The organism is Priestia sp. SB1 (assembly GCF_038898415.1).
On the sequence record NZ_JBBJSS010000004.1, the window covers coordinates 326962 to 342368 of the forward strand.

The 15407-nt window shown below is 40.8% G+C and carries 17 protein-coding genes; all 17 read right to left on the reverse strand.

The features are described 5' to 3' along the window. Position 1 precedes the first annotated feature (1 nt). Complete coding sequence (locus tag WKH56_RS16810) at positions 2–658, reverse strand: CoA transferase subunit A (protein WP_028413338.1); 657 nt, start codon at positions 656–658, stop codon at positions 2–4. Between the two features lie 179 nt (positions 659–837). After that, complete coding sequence (locus tag WKH56_RS16815; protein ID WP_013057066.1) at positions 838–1167, reverse strand: DUF3870 domain-containing protein; 330 nt, start codon at positions 1165–1167, stop codon at positions 838–840. A gap of 214 nt (positions 1168–1381) precedes the next feature. Further along, positions 1382–1630, reverse strand: coding sequence for a ferredoxin (locus WKH56_RS16820; RefSeq protein WP_243494631.1), 249 nt, complete (start codon positions 1628–1630; stop codon positions 1382–1384). A gap of 37 nt (positions 1631–1667) precedes the next feature. Continuing rightward, positions 1668–2552 carry a pyridoxal 5'-phosphate synthase lyase subunit PdxS gene (gene pdxS, locus WKH56_RS16825; protein ID WP_014460089.1) on the reverse strand — a complete coding sequence of 295 codons (885 nt, stop codon included), beginning with the start codon at positions 2550–2552 and terminating at the stop codon, positions 1668–1670. A 193-nt stretch (positions 2553–2745) separates the two neighbouring features. Further along, complete coding sequence (locus tag WKH56_RS16830) at positions 2746–3729, reverse strand: quinone oxidoreductase family protein (protein ID WP_310884462.1); 984 nt, start codon at positions 3727–3729, stop codon at positions 2746–2748. 16 nt (positions 3730–3745) lie between these two features. Further along, positions 3746–4519, reverse strand: a complete 774-nt coding sequence (locus WKH56_RS16835) for an enoyl-CoA hydratase/isomerase family protein (RefSeq protein WP_205826969.1) — start codon at positions 4517–4519, stop codon at positions 3746–3748. Between the two features lie 29 nt (positions 4520–4548). Continuing rightward, entirely contained in the window at positions 4549–5310 is a 762-nt protein-coding gene (locus tag WKH56_RS16840; RefSeq protein WP_048021471.1) for an SDR family NAD(P)-dependent oxidoreductase, read from the reverse strand. A gap of 14 nt (positions 5311–5324) precedes the next feature. Beyond that, positions 5325–7103 (reverse strand): acyl-CoA dehydrogenase family protein, encoded by a 1779-nt coding sequence (locus WKH56_RS16845; protein WP_310884461.1) that lies wholly within the window; start codon positions 7101–7103, stop codon positions 5325–5327. Then, positions 7091–7834: a 2-phosphosulfolactate phosphatase gene (locus WKH56_RS16850; RefSeq protein ID WP_047750966.1), complete on the reverse strand. Its 744-nt coding sequence runs from the start codon at positions 7832–7834 to the stop codon at positions 7091–7093. The genes WKH56_RS16845 and WKH56_RS16850 overlap by 13 nt, the downstream gene beginning before the upstream one ends. Further along, the gene (locus tag WKH56_RS16855; RefSeq protein WP_048020914.1) at positions 7831–8889 is read right to left on the reverse strand and encodes a phosphotransferase family protein; all 1059 of its coding nucleotides are present in this window, start codon (positions 8887–8889) and stop codon (positions 7831–7833) included. Before WKH56_RS16855 ends, WKH56_RS16850 begins: the two co-directional genes overlap by 4 nt. A gap of 25 nt (positions 8890–8914) precedes the next feature. Further along, positions 8915–9316: an acyl-CoA thioesterase gene (locus WKH56_RS16860; protein ID WP_048020916.1), complete on the reverse strand. Its 402-nt coding sequence runs from the start codon at positions 9314–9316 to the stop codon at positions 8915–8917. Between the two features lie 14 nt (positions 9317–9330). Next, a complete protein-coding gene (locus tag WKH56_RS16865) occupies positions 9331–10113 on the reverse strand; it encodes an enoyl-CoA hydratase (protein ID WP_028413346.1) in 783 nt (260 codons plus the stop codon). Beyond that, complete coding sequence (locus WKH56_RS16870) at positions 10110–10994, reverse strand: 3-hydroxyacyl-CoA dehydrogenase family protein (protein WP_310884460.1); 885 nt, start codon at positions 10992–10994, stop codon at positions 10110–10112. The genes WKH56_RS16865 and WKH56_RS16870 overlap by 4 nt, the downstream gene beginning before the upstream one ends. 80 nt (positions 10995–11074) lie before the next feature. After that, positions 11075–11641 (reverse strand): TetR/AcrR family transcriptional regulator, encoded by a 567-nt coding sequence (locus tag WKH56_RS16875; RefSeq protein ID WP_028413348.1) that lies wholly within the window; start codon positions 11639–11641, stop codon positions 11075–11077. A 90-nt stretch (positions 11642–11731) separates the two neighbouring features. Next, positions 11732–13348: a long-chain-fatty-acid--CoA ligase gene (locus WKH56_RS16880; protein WP_310884459.1), complete on the reverse strand. Its 1617-nt coding sequence runs from the start codon at positions 13346–13348 to the stop codon at positions 11732–11734. Positions 13349–13367: 19 nt separating this feature from the next. Then, on the reverse strand, positions 13368–14141 hold the full coding sequence (locus WKH56_RS16885; protein ID WP_033578975.1) for an SDR family oxidoreductase: 774 nt from the start codon (positions 14139–14141) through the stop codon (positions 13368–13370). Then, complete coding sequence (locus tag WKH56_RS16890) at positions 14119–15363, reverse strand: acyl-CoA dehydrogenase (RefSeq protein ID WP_310884458.1); 1245 nt, start codon at positions 15361–15363, stop codon at positions 14119–14121. The genes WKH56_RS16885 and WKH56_RS16890 overlap by 23 nt, the downstream gene beginning before the upstream one ends. Between the last annotated feature and the right edge of the window lie 44 nt (positions 15364–15407).

The window sequence follows — 15407 nt, forward strand, 5'->3', positions numbered from 1 at the left end:
CTTATTTTTCTCCTTTCACTACAATATAAGTAACGTATAAATGAGGAGTGATAATTTCTTCAGGAGAAATTTGTCCAACTTCAACCACTTCTTCTACTTCAGCAATCACGATATCAGCGGCCGTTGCCATCATTGGATTAAAGTTTCTTGCTGATTTGCTGTAAATAAGATTTCCGAGTCGGTCTGCTTTTTTAGCTTTTATAAGCGCTACATCTGCGTGCAGCGATTCTTGCAAAACATATTTCTTTCCTTTTAATACTCGTTCTTCTTTTCCTTCAGCGAGCTGAGTCCCTACGCTCACAGGCGTGTAAAATCCTCCAATGCCCGCACCTCCTGCTCTAATAGCCTCGGACATTGTTCCTTGCGGGATAAGCTCCACTTGAAGTTCTTGTTGTTGATAGGCATGTACAACTTCAGGATTGGAAGTAAAATACGAACCTATAGCTTTTTTCACTTGTTTTCTTTGAACCAATATACCCAATCCTTTTCCAGGTTCACCGAGGTTATTACTAATAATCTCTAAATCTTTAAGATTTGATTTGGCAATCGCCTCAATTAGACTAAGCGGGCTTCCTACAAGACCAAATCCACCTACCATAATGCGTGCGCCATCAGTTATTTTTCCTACTGCTTCTTCGCGCGTGATGATTTTGTTCATTTTGTTTCCTCCTTTTCTTTTTATATTTCACAGCGCTTTACACGAAAAAAACCAAGCAGGACACAATGACTCCCCAAAGAAACAGGGACGTCCCCCATTCTTTGTAAAGCGTGTGTGTCTGCTTGGTTTTAATAAGACCATGAAAAGAGGTTGTCTTCTCACTTTATTCTAACCAAACGCTATGTAATTTTTTGATTTACATTATCCCAGTAACGTTGGATTGCAGCCTGAAGCGCTACGATAATCGCCTGTTGAGATGGAGCAAAATAATAATTTTGAATACGTTCAATAAGAGGTTCAATTCCATCTGCAAGGCAGTAACCAATAAGCAGCTTCCGGAAAAAATTTTGCGTCAGCTCCGTAATAAACGTAAACTCAGCATTTACAATTTTATGCTCTGTCAGATCCACTTCTAGTACAATTCCCGCATGCTTATACATTTCATACATGGAAGTTCCCTGTGGAGCTTTTGCATATCCTGTCACAATGACTGTATTCAGTATTTGCATGCCCCTTAATCTCCTTTTAAAAACTATTTAATTACTCCGCACATTTACACTAATAATTCTGAAAGGTCAAATGAGACTAACTCATATGCTTTTAGTTATGTAAGTGCTTTCATTTTTAAAAAGATATGTTCTTACACAACTAATATTTCGCCTTTTCTAGACAAAATCCTTCTTTTCTTTTAAAAAAACTTTCTATTTTTTTATTTATTCGGCTTTATTGAAATTTATTCGAATCTCCATCAAACTTTTCATCTGCTATACGGATGGACTCTGTTGGACAGCCTTCAAACGCATCTATTAAATCGGCTTCTAACTCTTGGGGCACTTCAACAGTGCCTTGATTATCATCAAGGATAACGAACGCAATTCCTTCATCATCATAATCATAAATATCAGGTGCCGCAGCTCCGCATGCGCCGCACGCAATACACGTTTCTTTATCGACTATTGTATATTTCCCCATGATCATTCTCCTAACTAAGTTTAAAAGTTATTACTTATTACCAGCCGCGTTCTTGCATACGATTTTCTGGTAATAATGATGAAATTTCAATTCCTTTCATTGCACTTCCTAGCCCTTTTGACAAGCTTGCAATCAGTTCATAATCTTGATAATGCGTTGTTGCCTCAACGATTGCTCGAGCAAATTTTTCAGGGTTGTCGGATTTAAAGATTCCTGAACCAACGAACACGCCGTCTGCTCCAAGCTGCATCATTAACGCTGCGTCCGCGGGTGTTGCTACGCCGCCTGCTGCAAAGTTTACAACCGGTAAGCGGCCTTCACGTTTAATTTGCAGTAATAGCTCATAAGGGGCACCTAATAGTTTGGCTTCTGTCATTAACTCGTCTTCATCCATGCCTACCACTTTACGTACTTGAGCGTTGACTTGGCGCATATGACGCACTGCTTCCACGATATTTCCTGTTCCTGGTTCGCCTTTTGTACGAAGCATCGAAGCACCTTCACCAATTCGTCTTGCTGCTTCCCCTAAATCACGGCATCCGCATACAAATGGAACCGTAAATGTACTTTTGTTAAGGTGATATTCCTCATCAGCTGGAGTAAGTACTTCACTTTCATCAATGTAGTCTACACCCATTGCTTCTAGCACGCGTGCTTCAACAATATGGCCGATTCGGGCTTTTGCCATAACTGGAATGGATACAGCGTTCATCACTTCTTCAACAATTGTTGGGTCTGCCATACGAGACACGCCGCCTGCTGCACGAATATCAGCTGGAACACGCTCCAATGCCATAACAGCAACAGCGCCTGCTGCCTCTGCAATTTTTGCCTGTTCTGCATTGATCACGTCCATGATAACGCCGCCTTTTTGCATTTCTGCCATTCCCCGCTTCACGCGGTCCGTTCCATTTCTCACCATATTCAATTCCTCCTTTATATGTTCAAACACTTATTATGCAACTTCCATGCCAGTGTTAAAATATAGAAGAAATTAGTAAAAAGTACTGATTTTTATGCCAAATTATTAAGCGGTTTTTAAAAATTTGGCAGGCGAAAGCCAATTTTTTAAACTAAAACAGCTTCCATCCCTATTAGAGACGGAAGCTGTTTTGTTAAGGAACCAACACTAATTTTCCGGTCGTTTTTCTTCCTTGAAGCAGACGATGTACATGTGCTGCTTCTTCAAGTGAAAATGTACCGCCCAGCATTAATTTTAACTGACCGGAATTCACGTAGTTTAATAGCTCATGCAGGCTTTGCTGATAAAGTGCTGGTTTTGCCATCATTTGAGGTAAGAAAAAGCCGAGAACCGCCTGATTTTTTTCCATCAGGCGAGCAGGGTTAAACTTTACAGATTTTCCGCTAGCCATTCCGTAAAAAACGAGGCGCCCAAATGGTGCAAGACATTGAAGAGATTCATAGAATATATGCCCTCCTACCATTTCTAAAATAATATCGGCTCCTTTTCCTTCTGTTACTTCTAAAATCCGTTTTTCCCAGCCTGTTTCTGTATAGTTAATCACTTCGTCGGCTCCAAGATTTTTTGCAAGCTCAAGCTTTTCTTTAGAGCTCGCTGTAGCAATAACTTTTCCAGCTCCAAAAATTTTCGCAAGCTGAACAGCTAAGGTTCCGACGCCGCCTGCTGCTGCATGAACGATGACGGTTTCTCCTTTTTCAAGGCGACCCATTGTTTTTAAAATATGATAAGCCGTTAGTCCTTGAAGAGGCAAAGCAACGGCCTGTGTTAAATCCACATTCTCCGGCAACGGAATAAGGCCTCTTGAATCTGCCAGCGTGTACTCAGCGTATCCTGTTGCTCGATTAGATCCCAGCAGTGTCACGACTTTTGTACCTACTTTTATCCCTTGTACATCCTCGCCTACTTCAACCACTTCGCCTGCTACTTCAGAGCCTGGAATAAAAGGCAGCGGCGTTTCGACTACATATGCTCCTTCGCGCCGCGCAGCGTCGGCATAATTAACGCCAATTGCCGCAACTTTAATGAGCACATCTTTCTTTTTAGGTACAGGGCGTGCAATATCGATAACTTGCAGAACATCAGGCCCTCCATACTGCGTGAATTGAATAGCTTTCATCTTTTATATCCCCCTCTTATTTCCCTTGAAATAGTGGCTTTCTTTTTTCTTTAAATGCAGATATTCCTTCTTGATGATCACTCGTTTCTACCATAAGAACTTGCGTTAGCCTTTCTTGTTCAAGCACTTGTTCTAGCGTTAAATGGAATGAATCGTTGACGATTTTTTTCATTTTTCCGTACGCTTTCGTTGGCCCTTGTGATAAACGGCTTGCAAAAGACGTAACCTCATCTTTCAACTGATCTAACGGCACTACACGGTTCAAAAAACCGGCTTTGTAAGCCGTATCGGCATCCAGAGGCTCTGCTAAAAATAGCAGTTCTTTAGCTTTGTGGGGCCCAACGACCTTTGTGAGAAAGTAAAGACCTCCTCCATCTGAAATCAATCCCACTTGAGAAAAGCTTAATACAAATCGGCTTTCTTGTGATGCGATGATAAAGTCAGAAGCGAGAGCTAAATTAAAAGCAGCTCCTGCTGCAAACCCATGAACTGCTGAAATAATTGGCTTCTCTAGATTTTGCATCGCTAAAATGCATTCATTTAAACGGCCGATATGTTCATAAACATCAGCTCCCGATGCTTGACCCATCGTTTTTACATCGCCTCCGGCAGAAAACGAGCGCCCCGCTCCATTTAATATAACCACTTTAATAGACTCATCGCTTTGTGCCTGTTTTATTTCAGCTGTTAACTTTTCAATCATTTCCTCACTGAATGCATTTAAACGATCCGGTCGATTTAACGTTAAAGATAAAATAGTCCCTTGCTTTTCTACTACTAAATCACTCATAATTTCGACTTCCTCCTCTTTGCTTTGTATTAAACGATAAGCCACCCGCCGTCTACTAATAAATCACTTCCCGTCATATACGATGCCTCTTTAGACGCTACAAAAGCAATAACATTTGCAATTTCATCTGGTTTACCTACACGTTTTAAAGCCGTATTTTTTTCGATTGCCTTAGTGAAGCGCTCATTTTCAAGTCCAGGCTGTGTTAAAGGTGTTTCTACGAATCCAGGAGACACAGAGTTTACTCTGATTCCGTGAGGTGCTAATTCAAATGCCATTGCTTTTGTAAAGTTGATTAAAGCAGCTTTAGCAGCGCTATAGTGGGGAATTTGCGCACCTGCTTTATGTCCTGAAAGAGAAGCGATGTTAACAATAGAGCGATTTTCTGCTATTTCTTCAGTTAAAAAAGGAATCAAATGTTTTGTTACAAGAAATACGCTTGTTAAATTGACGTCCTGCACCTGTTTCCACTGTTCAAGCGTTGTTTCTTTGATTGTGGAATTAACAGATCCGCCTGCGTTATTAATTAATAAATGAATTTGTCCGTACTTTTCTTTTATAAACTCAGCAAGCTCTTTGACGTCTTCTTCTTTCGTTACGTCAGCTGGGAAAATATCTGTACATTTTCGTTCACACCGTGTGTCAATAGCGGATGCAGCCTGTATTAGTTTTTCTTTCGTTCGCCCCACAAGAATGACGCGAGCGCCTTCTTTCGCCATTCTTTGAGCGGTCGCTTCTCCAATGCCGCTTCCAGCTCCTGTAATAACAGCTATTTGCCCTTCAAAACGCATCATAATACCCCTCCTTATACAACATATCGTCCGCTGTCGATAAATTCACGGGCAATGTCTCGATTGCGCATGAACTCTCCTTCACTTTGCAAATCATTCATCCATTTTCCAAGAATTGTGCGGTACTGTCGGTGTTTTTCACCCGTTAACATCCCGTTTATTAATTGTCGAGCCTGCTTTTCAATTTCAAAGAGCGTTTCACTAACAACTGTTGCTGTGAGCTTGCTTTTTAACGTTTCTTTTTCTTCTCCATTTCTGGTTACAGCTTTTTCCACGCGCAGCACAGATGACTCCATAGCGAATAGCCCAATAGCAATTTCTGCTAGTTTCATCAGCGTTTCTTGTTCTTGCGCTAGATTTGTCTGAAACGTTTGGAATGCTGTTCCTAGCAATGCAAGAAATAAATGCCTTGTTGTAATAACAGCCTGCTTTTCTCGTGCTAGAAGTTCATTTGAAGATATTTCCCACTGACCGCTCATCAATTCACTAACGGCATGTTCTACTCGTTTGTTCAGCTCTATTTCTCCTTTGCCTGCTTTTTTTAGAAGCTGAGTTGGAAGCAAAAGGCGGTTGATTTCATTTGTACCTTCAAAAATACGATTGATGCGTGAGTCACGGTATACTTGTTCGATTTTATATTCTTGAATAAATCCTGCTCCGCCATGAAGCTGCAGCGATTCATCGGCAATTAAATCAAGAGTTTCCGATCCATACACTTTACACACTGAACATTCCATTGCAAATTCAGCCAGCTGTTTAGCTACTAACTTATGATTTTCACTTTCATATAGTCCACCAAGCGCCTCTTCTAGTAAACCAGCTGTACGGTACTGGATAGATTCAGATGCAAAAATACGAGCCGCCATTTTTGCTATTTTTTCTTTTGAAGCGTTAAATTCCGCAATAGCTGTTTTAAACTGCTTGCGTTCTTTTGTATAACCTAAAGCAAGTTCAAACGCATATTTTGCTGCGCCCATACATGCAGAACCTAAGTTAAAACGTCCAAGGTTTAAGACGTTCAACGCAATTAAGTGACCTCTTCCTACTTGTCCAAGTACGTTTTCTACGGGTACTAAACAATCTTCATAAATAACCGGGCGAGTAGACGACCCTTTAATCCCCATTTTCTTTTCTTCTGGCCCGAGAGACAGTCCTTCAAAATCTTTTTCTACAATAAAAGCGGTAAAATGTTCTCCGTCTACTTTTGCATATGTGATGAACGTATCTGAAAAGGCAGCATTGGTAATGTACTGCTTCGTTCCATTTAATACATAATGCGTTTTTTCAGGATTTAATACGGCTTTTGTTTGGGCTGCAAGAGCATCAGAACCAGCTTCTGGCTCTGTCAAACAGTAGGCGCCAATATATTCACCGCTTGCCAATTTGGGCAAGTATTTTTCTTTTTGCTTTTTGGTACCAAAATACGTAATAGGAAGTGTCGCAATGCATGTATGATTAGAATGAGCGACTCCATATCCGCTTGTCCGGCCGATGATTTCACCGACGAGTCCTTTGCTTACTTTATCAAGACCTAGTCCTCCATATGCTTCTGGAATACTGTGAGCAAGAAGTCCGAGTTCGCCTGCTTTGTGCATCAATTCTACTACTTTATCAAAATCTTGCTGCTCAATGTCACTGTGGTAAGGGTCGACTTCTTTTTCAATAAACTGCTTTGCTGTCTGAGCGATCATACGATGCTCATCCGTTAAGTCTTCAGGTGTATAGACGTGCTGCGCAGATGTTTTTTTTAGTAAAAATGATCCGCCTGTTGCTTCGGTTTTCATTTCAGACATATCATTTCCTCCCCGTTTACTAGCTTTTTCTTCACTACCTTAGGAACTACAGAATAGACGTTTTTCCGGCTTACAAAGCCAATTTCGTCTAGAAAGCCATACTGAGTGAGCATTTCTCCTACGGCTGAGTGTTTCAATATTTCAACAGATGAATGCTCATAAGCCTTATACAAAAGCAGTGCGGCTTTTGCAGCATCCGTTAAATAAAATGTTTTTAGTTGCAGAAGACAGCTTATAAAGTACCCCGCTCCATATAAATCTTCTAGACAGAAGCGATCGGATGAACCTGAACAAACCAATAAAACAGTTTCATCTTGACTTGGTTGACAAACAGCACTGGCAACCGCTTCTCCGTTTAACAGTGAAGCTGCATAGACATGTTTTGCTTTTTCAGCGTTATGAATGGCCACCGTTCCATTAGTGGTGGACAAAATAACCGTTTTATCTTGAACATGCTGCTTTATCGTGCTGGGGCTTGGATCAAAAAAGCCTTCAATCGTTTTCCCTCTATATTCGCCTACAAGCGCAATTTCGTCAGGCTTATACGTTTTTGCTTTATTGCGCGCTTCTTCTTCGTTTTTTACGGGAATAACCTCTATTGCTCCTTGTTGTAAAGCAGCCGCAATTGTTGAAGTAGCCAATAAGACGTCAAATATAACGACCGTTTTTCCTTCTAGCTTTTTGGCAAGAAGCTCTTCTTTTTTGAGTATTACGTGAACTTTTCTTTTCATATATGCCCGCGTTCTGTATGCAGAGCATGAATAATCAGCGTTTTTACATACTCTCCAAATTGTGAAAACCGTTTGTCATTTGTTTGGCCTTTTTTATAACGGTAATAAATTTGCTGACAAATGACAGCAAGTTTGAAGTACGCAAACTTCAGGTAAAAGTCAATGTGTGACACATCTCGTCCGCTTTTTTTAGCATACGCTTCCACAAAATCTCGACGGGAATAAAAGCTTTTTTGCACAGTAACAGGTGGGTTCCCCAATCCTCTTTTTAAAAGTTCAGGGTCGCTGTCTTCCATCCAATAGCTCATCGCCACTCCCAAATCAGCAAGCGGGTCTCCAACGGTTGTCATTTCCCAGTCAAATAATCCTACAATTTTATTTCCATCCGGTGAAAATAACGTATTGTTAAGCTTATAATCATAGTGAATAATGGTTGAATGCTGTGAAGTGGGGATGTGTGTGGTCAACCATTTCTTTAGTGCTTCTACTTCCGGTATGTCACTTGTTTTTGATTTTTCATAACGATGAATCCAGCCGTGTACTTGACGTTCTAAAAAACCTTCAGGCTTGCTGATTTCTTCAAGGAGCGTACCTTTATAAGGAACGTCATGAAGCTGAACAAGGACATCTACCATTTGTTCTGAAATACGACGGCAAAGTTCGCTAGTTCCTTTCACGTCTTCTGGAAACGCTGTGTCGATGAGAACACCGTGCTTTCGCTCCATTAAAAAAAAGGGTTTCCCGACCACCGTTTCATCTTCACAAAACACATACGGCCTAGGAGCGAGAGGGAAAGATTTCGATAAAACAGATAAAATCTTGTATTCTCTTTCCATGTCATGCGCTTTTGGCGCAACTGGCCCAAATGGCGGGCGTCTCAACACCGCCTCCCATTCTCCGACTGAAAGAGCGTAGGTTAAATTGGACGCACCCGATCCAAATTGCTTGATTAAAAGAGGCTCTTTAGGTAAATCAGGAATCGAAACACGGAGAAACTGATGCAGTTTTTCCGTGTTTAATTCCTCTCCTTTTCGTACAGGAATGATTTGTGACATTCTTTTACCACCTGCTTTTTTATAGTTAAACAGCTACTTTATAATTCATCAAAAACTGCTTAATGTCCGCTGGAATAGAAATGCTTTTTTGTGCATCAAAATCAAAGTACACGATGACAGCTTCTCCTTTAGCAATCAGCGATCCCGTCTTGCTGTCGGTAATTTCATGGCCAATTGTAAAGCTTTTATTGCCGACATTAGATACAAAGGTTTTAATCGTTAACACTTGATTAAAATATCCTTGCGCAACAAAATCACATTTAGTAGACGCTAAAATATACTCCCACTTTTTTGTATGCATGGATGCTCCCATTTCTTCAAAAAAAGCAATGCGTGCCTCTTCTAAATAAATGAAATAGCTCGTATTGTTAATGTGACCGAGTGCGTCTGTTTCGCAAAAACGCACTTTGACCTGTGTTTCATACATGGTTTTCTCCTCCTTTACTTATGTGAAAAAACAGCGGGACGCTTTTCAATAAATGCTGATACTCCTTCTTTAATATCTTCTGTTTGAAAGACTTCTTCAAACAGCTCTGCCTCAAGTTCAAGACCTTCAGATAGTGTACGATTCATTCCTTCGTTTACCGCTGCCTTAATTCGAGAAAGTGACGGAAGAGAGTGACGGTTAAATTTCTTAGCCAGCTCTTTTGCTTTTTCGAGCCCTTTTCCTTTAGGCGTTACATGATTGGCAAAGCCTGCATGAAGTGCTTCTTCCGCCGAAACAGGACTGCCGGCAAACATCCATTCTTTAGCTTTAGATGCGCCGATTACGCGCGGAAGACGCTGAGTTCCGCCGCCTCCGGGAAACAATCCGAGCTTCACTTCCGGAAGACCGATTTGAGCATGTTCTTCAGCAATGCGTATATCAGCGGTTAGTGAAAGTTCGCACCCTCCCCCAAACGTTAAACCGTTTAACACGACAATTGTTGGTTTTTCAATGTTTTCAAGTTTTTGCAAAACACGATGGGTTTTCATAAACTCTTCTTTAATACCGCTTTGTCCCATTAGCTGTGGAAATTCTTTAATATCAGCTCCAGCCATAAACGCCCGGTCGCCCGCTCCCGTTAAAATGATTGTAATGACATCAGGATCTTTACTAAGCTCTTCATACGTTTCTTCAAGCTGCTGCACAACAGCCTGGCTCATTACATTTAAAGGCGGATTATCAATGGTTACAATAGCTGTTTTCTCTTCTTTTTCAATACGTACAAATTTTTTCATCATTGCTTCACTCCCTGTGTGTGGTATGTGTAAAAACCTTTTCCTGTTTTGCGTCCAAGCTCGCCTTTTTGAACTTTTTCTTCTATGCACGCAGCTGGCTTGTCCTCAGGGTCCCCTGTTTCGCTATAGCGCTGCTGCATCACAAAATATCCGACGTCAATTCCTGAGAGATCCATCAATTCAAAAGGACCGATCGGGTGATTGAGCGCTTTTTTGCAAATCATATCAATGTCTTCAAAATCTGCGTATCCATTTTCGTAAAGGAAAACGGCTTCTTTTTGCAGCGCTCCTAAAATTCGATTGGCAATAAAACCTGAGATTTCTTTTTTCAGAAGGACTGCTGTGCGATTAATTTGCTTGCAAACTTCCATTGTCGTTTGAGCTGTTTGTTCACTTGTCTTTTCACTCATCACAACTTCTACGCAGTCCATTACAAGAGGAGGAAAAAAGAAATGCATGTTAACGATTTGCTCTGGACGGTTTGTTGCACTTGCAATAAGCGAGTTAACAATTGTTGAACTATTCGATGCTAAAATGGCGTGACTTGGTGCGTACTCATCTATTTCTTTAAAGACGCTTTGTTTTACATCTAACTTTTCTACAACAGCTTCAATCACAAAATCAGCACTTGAAACCGCTTCCTTTAATGTGCTTGTAAAAGACAACCTTTGAAATGCGACTTCTTTAGCATCAGAGGAAATTTTGCCTTTGTGAACCCACTTGTCTATAATTGCTTCCAGCTTATTTTTTGCCTTTATGAGTGATTGTTCATTCATATCTTGAATAATTGTTTCATATCCTCCAAGTGCACAAAGCATACCAATTTGATGTCCCATTTGTCCTGCGCCAATGACAGCAATACGCTGTATATCTTTACTATTCATGTTATAGCCTCCTTTTAATATAAAAGGAGAGAAAGAGCTTATACTTTCCCACCTTTTACGAGCACTGTCCAGCCTAGCAGCTACTGTGACTGAATACCTTTCATTAACATCTTATAAAAAATAGCCGCAACTTCTCGATCTGACTTTTCACCATCCGGCTGAAACCAAAAATAGCTCCAATTTGTCATTCCTAATATGCCTAGCGTCACGATATCTGAAGGCAAATCTGAACGGAACTGCCCTGCTTCCATTCCTTTTTCAATAATTTCCTGTACGTTTTCTTTAAAACGATCGCGCTTTGGAATGATTTGCTGTAAGTGTTCTTCACTCAAATGACGCATCTCTCGAAAAAACACTTTAGCTCGAAGACCTTCTTTCTCAATATCATGAACAAGTTTAAAAATAATGCTGTGCAGCTTTTCAGGATAAGATATTGTCTTATCTGCAAGAATCGTCTCTTGGTTTTCTATTAATCTTTCAATATATTGAAGGTGAATATCCATTAAAAGCTCTTGCTTGCTTTTAAAATAATAATAAAACGTTCCTTTTGTGACGTTTAATTCATTTACAATATCTTGAATAGACGTTTCTTTGAAACCTTTTTGAGCAAAAAGCTGAATGCTTCGTTCCATCATCAAATCTTTCATCGTCAAACCCTCTCTGTCTTTTCTCATTTTCACAAATTATACCATGGCTTAGAGGGAGCTTTTGAAAAAGTTTGTTTATGTTCAGCTTCTTTACATCGTTTCTTTCACCACTTCTTCTCGCAGTGCTCTTCGTAAAATTTTTCCTACATTGGTCTTAGGAAGCTCAGCGCGAAACTCAAAGATTCGCGGAATTTTGTAAGCTGCAAGATGATGTCGACAATAAGAAGTAAGCTCTTCTTCAGAAAGAGATTTTCCTTCTTTCACTACCAAAATCGCTTTAATTGTTTCTCCTCTGTAAGGATGCGGAACGCCAATGACAACGGCTTCTTTAATGTGGCTGTGCTCATATAAAACTTCTTCAATATCTCGAGGATACACATTAAAACCACTCGCAATAATCATATCTTTTTTGCGATCAACAATGGATAAATAACCATCTTCGTCTATCTGTCCAATATCTCCTGTGTACAGCCAGCCGTTTCTAAGCGCGTGAGCTGTTTCTTCAGGCTGATTCCAATAGCCCTTCATAACTTGAGGGCCTTTAATCACTATTTCTCCAAGCTCTCCTCTTGGCAGTTCTTTTGTTCCTGTAGCCACGTCTACAATTTTATAAGCAGTTTGCGGAACGCCAAGTCCGACTGTGCCTGGCTTTCGTTCACAAAACGGCAGGTTGCAATGGGTAACGGGGGACGCTTCTGATAAGCCGTACCCTTCTAACACTTTAGCACCCGTTTTTCGTTCGAACTCTTTCATCAGCTCAACAGGCATTGGCGCACTGCCGCTGTTGCAGATGCGAATACTTTCGATATTGTATTCTTCTGCCTGCGGATGATTGGTAATCGCGACATACATAGTTGGCACTCCAGGAAAAATACTAGGCTGCTCTTTTTTGATTGTATTTAGTACTTCTTCTAAATCAAAACGCGGCAATAGCAATATTTCATTTCCGCAAAGAATTGATAAATGCATACAGGAAGTCATGCCAAATACGTGAAACAATGGAATAACGGTTAAGCATTTTTCTTTTCCTAATTCAATATCATGTTTAAATATTTCGTATGATTGAACTGCGTTTGTGTAAATGTTTGTATGTGTAAGCATCGCACCTTTAGATGGTCCGGTCGTTCCTCCCGTATATTGAAGAACAGCAATATCGTGTGCTGGATGGATGACCGGCTGATTAAATTCATGCTTAATGGTTAGAAAATCTAAGAAGGAAAGGTCTGGTGCTGTAGGAACAAAAGGTTTTTGCAAGCTGACGGTTATCGCTTCTTCTATCTCAACACGATTCCTTATCTCTTGAAGTCTCGTATAAAAATCATCGAGTAGAATTATTTTTTTTGCGCCGGAATCGTGTAAAATATGCTCTAGTTCTTGTTCGACAAGCATGGGGTTGACCTGAGTGACAATGCCGCCCGCTGCTACAATGCCAAAATAGCTTATTATATATTGCGGACAATTTGGCAGCATAATTGCTACACGATCTCCTTTTTTAATCCCTTTTTTCTGCAGTGCTCCTGCAAATACGCGAACTGAGTGGTACAGCTCCTGGTACGTTAACGTATGCTGATACATGCGCGTGGCTGTGTGAGCAGGATAACGTTCGGCTGTTTCTTTCAGCATATCAAATAGTGAAATATCTTCGATGTGAATGTCATGAGTGTAGGCTTCTGGATAAGGTGTAAACCATTTTTTAACGTCTTCCATTGAGTAACTCCTTTCTTATTCACATAGCATGAACTCCACCGTCTACTGTCAGAATATCGCCCGTAATATAATTAGACGCTGCAGAAGCAAGAAAAACAGCCGCTCCTTTTAAATCAGCTTCGGAGCCAAAGCGTTTTAAAGGGGTTTGACTTAGAAAATAATCTTTTCCTTGTTCCATAATCGCACCTGACATTTTAGTAGGAAAAAATCCCGGCGCAATTGCATTAACTTGAATATTATGCTGTCCCCATTTGACAGCTAAATCTTTCGTGAACGTAATGACCGCTCCTTTACTCGTGTTGTACCCGATTGTATCCATATACTGAGGGTCCGTTCCTCCAAGACCCGCAATTGAAGCAATGTTAATAATCTTACCAGCTTTTTGTTTAATCATTTCTTTTCCAGCTTCTTGTGACATTAAAAACGTGCCCGTCACATTAATATTCATCACTTTTTGCCATGCTTCAAGAGGCATTTCTTCAGCCGAAGCTCCCCACGTAGCTCCGCTGTTGTTAATTAAAATATCGATGCGTCCAAATGTTTCAATCGTTTGATGCACGACATTTTTAATATCTTCAGGCTGACTGATGTCGCATGCTAAAGCGAGGGTTTTTACGCCCATGGTGGCCAATCGATCAGCCACTTGCTGACATGCTTCTTTTTTTCTTGAGCATAGAACAATATTTGCCCCTGCCTCTGCAAGCCCTTCTGCCATTTGCTCTCCTAATCCTCTGCCTCCTCCGGTAATAATAGCTGTTTTTCCAGTTAAATCAAACAGATCCTTTATGTGCATAGGTTGCCTCCTGTTCTTGATAGGATTTTAGCTCAAGTCTTGCAAGCTGTGCTTTGTGCACTTCGTCTGGACCATCGGCAAGGCGCAAAGTGCGGGCATTTGCCCAAAGTGCCGCAAGCGGCGTGTCTTCTGAAACACCTGCTGCTCCAAATACTTGAATGGCACGATCAATGACTTTTAAAGCCATAGCAGGAGCTATTACTTTAATCATGGCAATTTCTTTCCGCGCTTTTTTATTTCCAACTGTGTCCATCATATAAGCAGCTTTTAATGTTAATAAGCGAGCTTGCTCAATTTCAATACGCGATTCTGCCACCCATTCTTGAATAACCCCTTGCTGAGAAAGTAACTTATTAAATGTAGAACGACTTTGAATACGCTTACATAATTCTTCGAGCGCTCTTTCAGCTGCTCCTATTAGACGCATGCAGTGATGAATACGTCCAGGCCCTAATCTACCTTGAGCAATAGCAAACCCTTTTCCTTCTCCTAAAAGCATATTGGATGCTGGCACACGCACATTGTCGTAATGAATTTCAGCATGTCCATGAGGAGCGTGATCGTATCCAAAGACTGGCAGCATTCGTTCAATTTTAACTCCCGGAGTATTTAATGGAACTAGAATCATAGACTGCTGTTCATATTTAGATGCGTTAAAATCACTTTTCCCCATGACAATAGCAATTTTGCAGCGAGGATCTCCCGCACCTGAAGACCACCATTTTCTTCCATTGATTACATATTCATCGCCTTCTCTTACAATACTGCACTGAATGTTTGTGGCATCAGAAGAACCTACATCCGGTTCTGTCATAGAAAAGCAGGAGCGAATGTCTCCATTTAACAGAGGCTTTAGCCATTTTTCTTTCTGTTCAGGCGTTCCGTATCGAACCAGCACTTCCATATTGCCAGTGTCAGGAGCTCCGCAGTTAAAAGCTTCTGGCCCAATAATAGAACGGCCCATAATTTCGCAAAGAGGAGCGTATTCTACATTTGTTAGACCTGCTCCGTATTCGCTTTCTGGCAAAAATAAGTTCCATAGCCCAGCTCGCTTTGCTTTTTCTTTTAACTCTTCCATGATTGGAGGAACAGCTGACCATCTAGATGGCTGTTCATTCAGCTGTTGTTCGTATAGCCGTTCATTTGGATAAATATGCTCTTCCATAAAAGAGCTCAATTCTTTTTGCAGCTTCACTACTTTGTCAGAGTAAGAAAAATACACGGTAGTCCCTCGCTTTCATTTACTTACTAACCGGTTGGTATGTT

Excerpts from the sequence above, each read along its gene's own strand:
- WKH56_RS16810 (WP_028413338.1), bottom strand. The coding sequence starts at position 658 with ATGAACAAAATCATCACGCGCGAAGAAGCAGTAGGAAAAATAACTGAT.
- WKH56_RS16815 (WP_013057066.1), bottom strand. The coding sequence starts at position 1,167 with ATGCAAATACTGAATACAGTCATTGTGACAGGATATGCAAAAGCTCCA.
- WKH56_RS16820 (WP_243494631.1), bottom strand. The coding sequence starts at position 1,630 with ATGGGGAAATATACAATAGTCGATAAAGAAACGTGTATTGCGTGCGGC.
- pdxS (WP_014460089.1), bottom strand. The coding sequence starts at position 2,552 with ATGGTGAGAAATGGAACGGACCGCGTGAAGCGGGGAATGGCAGAAATG.
- WKH56_RS16830 (WP_310884462.1), bottom strand. The coding sequence starts at position 3,729 with ATGAAAGCTATTCAATTCACGCAGTATGGAGGGCCTGATGTTCTGCAA.
- WKH56_RS16835 (WP_205826969.1), bottom strand. The coding sequence starts at position 4,519 with ATGAGTGATTTAGTAGTAGAAAAGCAAGGGACTATTTTATCTTTAACG.
- WKH56_RS16840 (WP_048021471.1), bottom strand. The coding sequence starts at position 5,310 with ATGCGTTTTGAAGGGCAAATAGCTGTTATTACAGGAGCTGGAAGCGGC.
- WKH56_RS16845 (WP_310884461.1), bottom strand. The coding sequence starts at position 7,103 with ATGTCTGAAATGAAAACCGAAGCAACAGGCGGATCATTTTTACTAAAA.
- WKH56_RS16850 (WP_047750966.1), bottom strand. The coding sequence starts at position 7,834 with ATGAAAAGAAAAGTTCACGTAATACTCAAAAAAGAAGAGCTTCTTGCC.
- WKH56_RS16855 (WP_048020914.1), bottom strand. The coding sequence starts at position 8,889 with ATGTCACAAATCATTCCTGTACGAAAAGGAGAGGAATTAAACACGGAA.
- WKH56_RS16860 (WP_048020916.1), bottom strand. The coding sequence starts at position 9,316 with ATGTATGAAACACAGGTCAAAGTGCGTTTTTGCGAAACAGACGCACTC.
- WKH56_RS16865 (WP_028413346.1), bottom strand. The coding sequence starts at position 10,113 with ATGATGAAAAAATTTGTACGTATTGAAAAAGAAGAGAAAACAGCTATT.
- WKH56_RS16870 (WP_310884460.1), bottom strand. The coding sequence starts at position 10,994 with ATGAATAGTAAAGATATACAGCGTATTGCTGTCATTGGCGCAGGACAA.
- WKH56_RS16875 (WP_028413348.1), bottom strand. The coding sequence starts at position 11,641 with ATGAAAGATTTGATGATGGAACGAAGCATTCAGCTTTTTGCTCAAAAA.
- WKH56_RS16880 (WP_310884459.1), bottom strand. The coding sequence starts at position 13,348 with ATGGAAGACGTTAAAAAATGGTTTACACCTTATCCAGAAGCCTACACT.
- WKH56_RS16885 (WP_033578975.1), bottom strand. The coding sequence starts at position 14,141 with ATGCACATAAAGGATCTGTTTGATTTAACTGGAAAAACAGCTATTATT.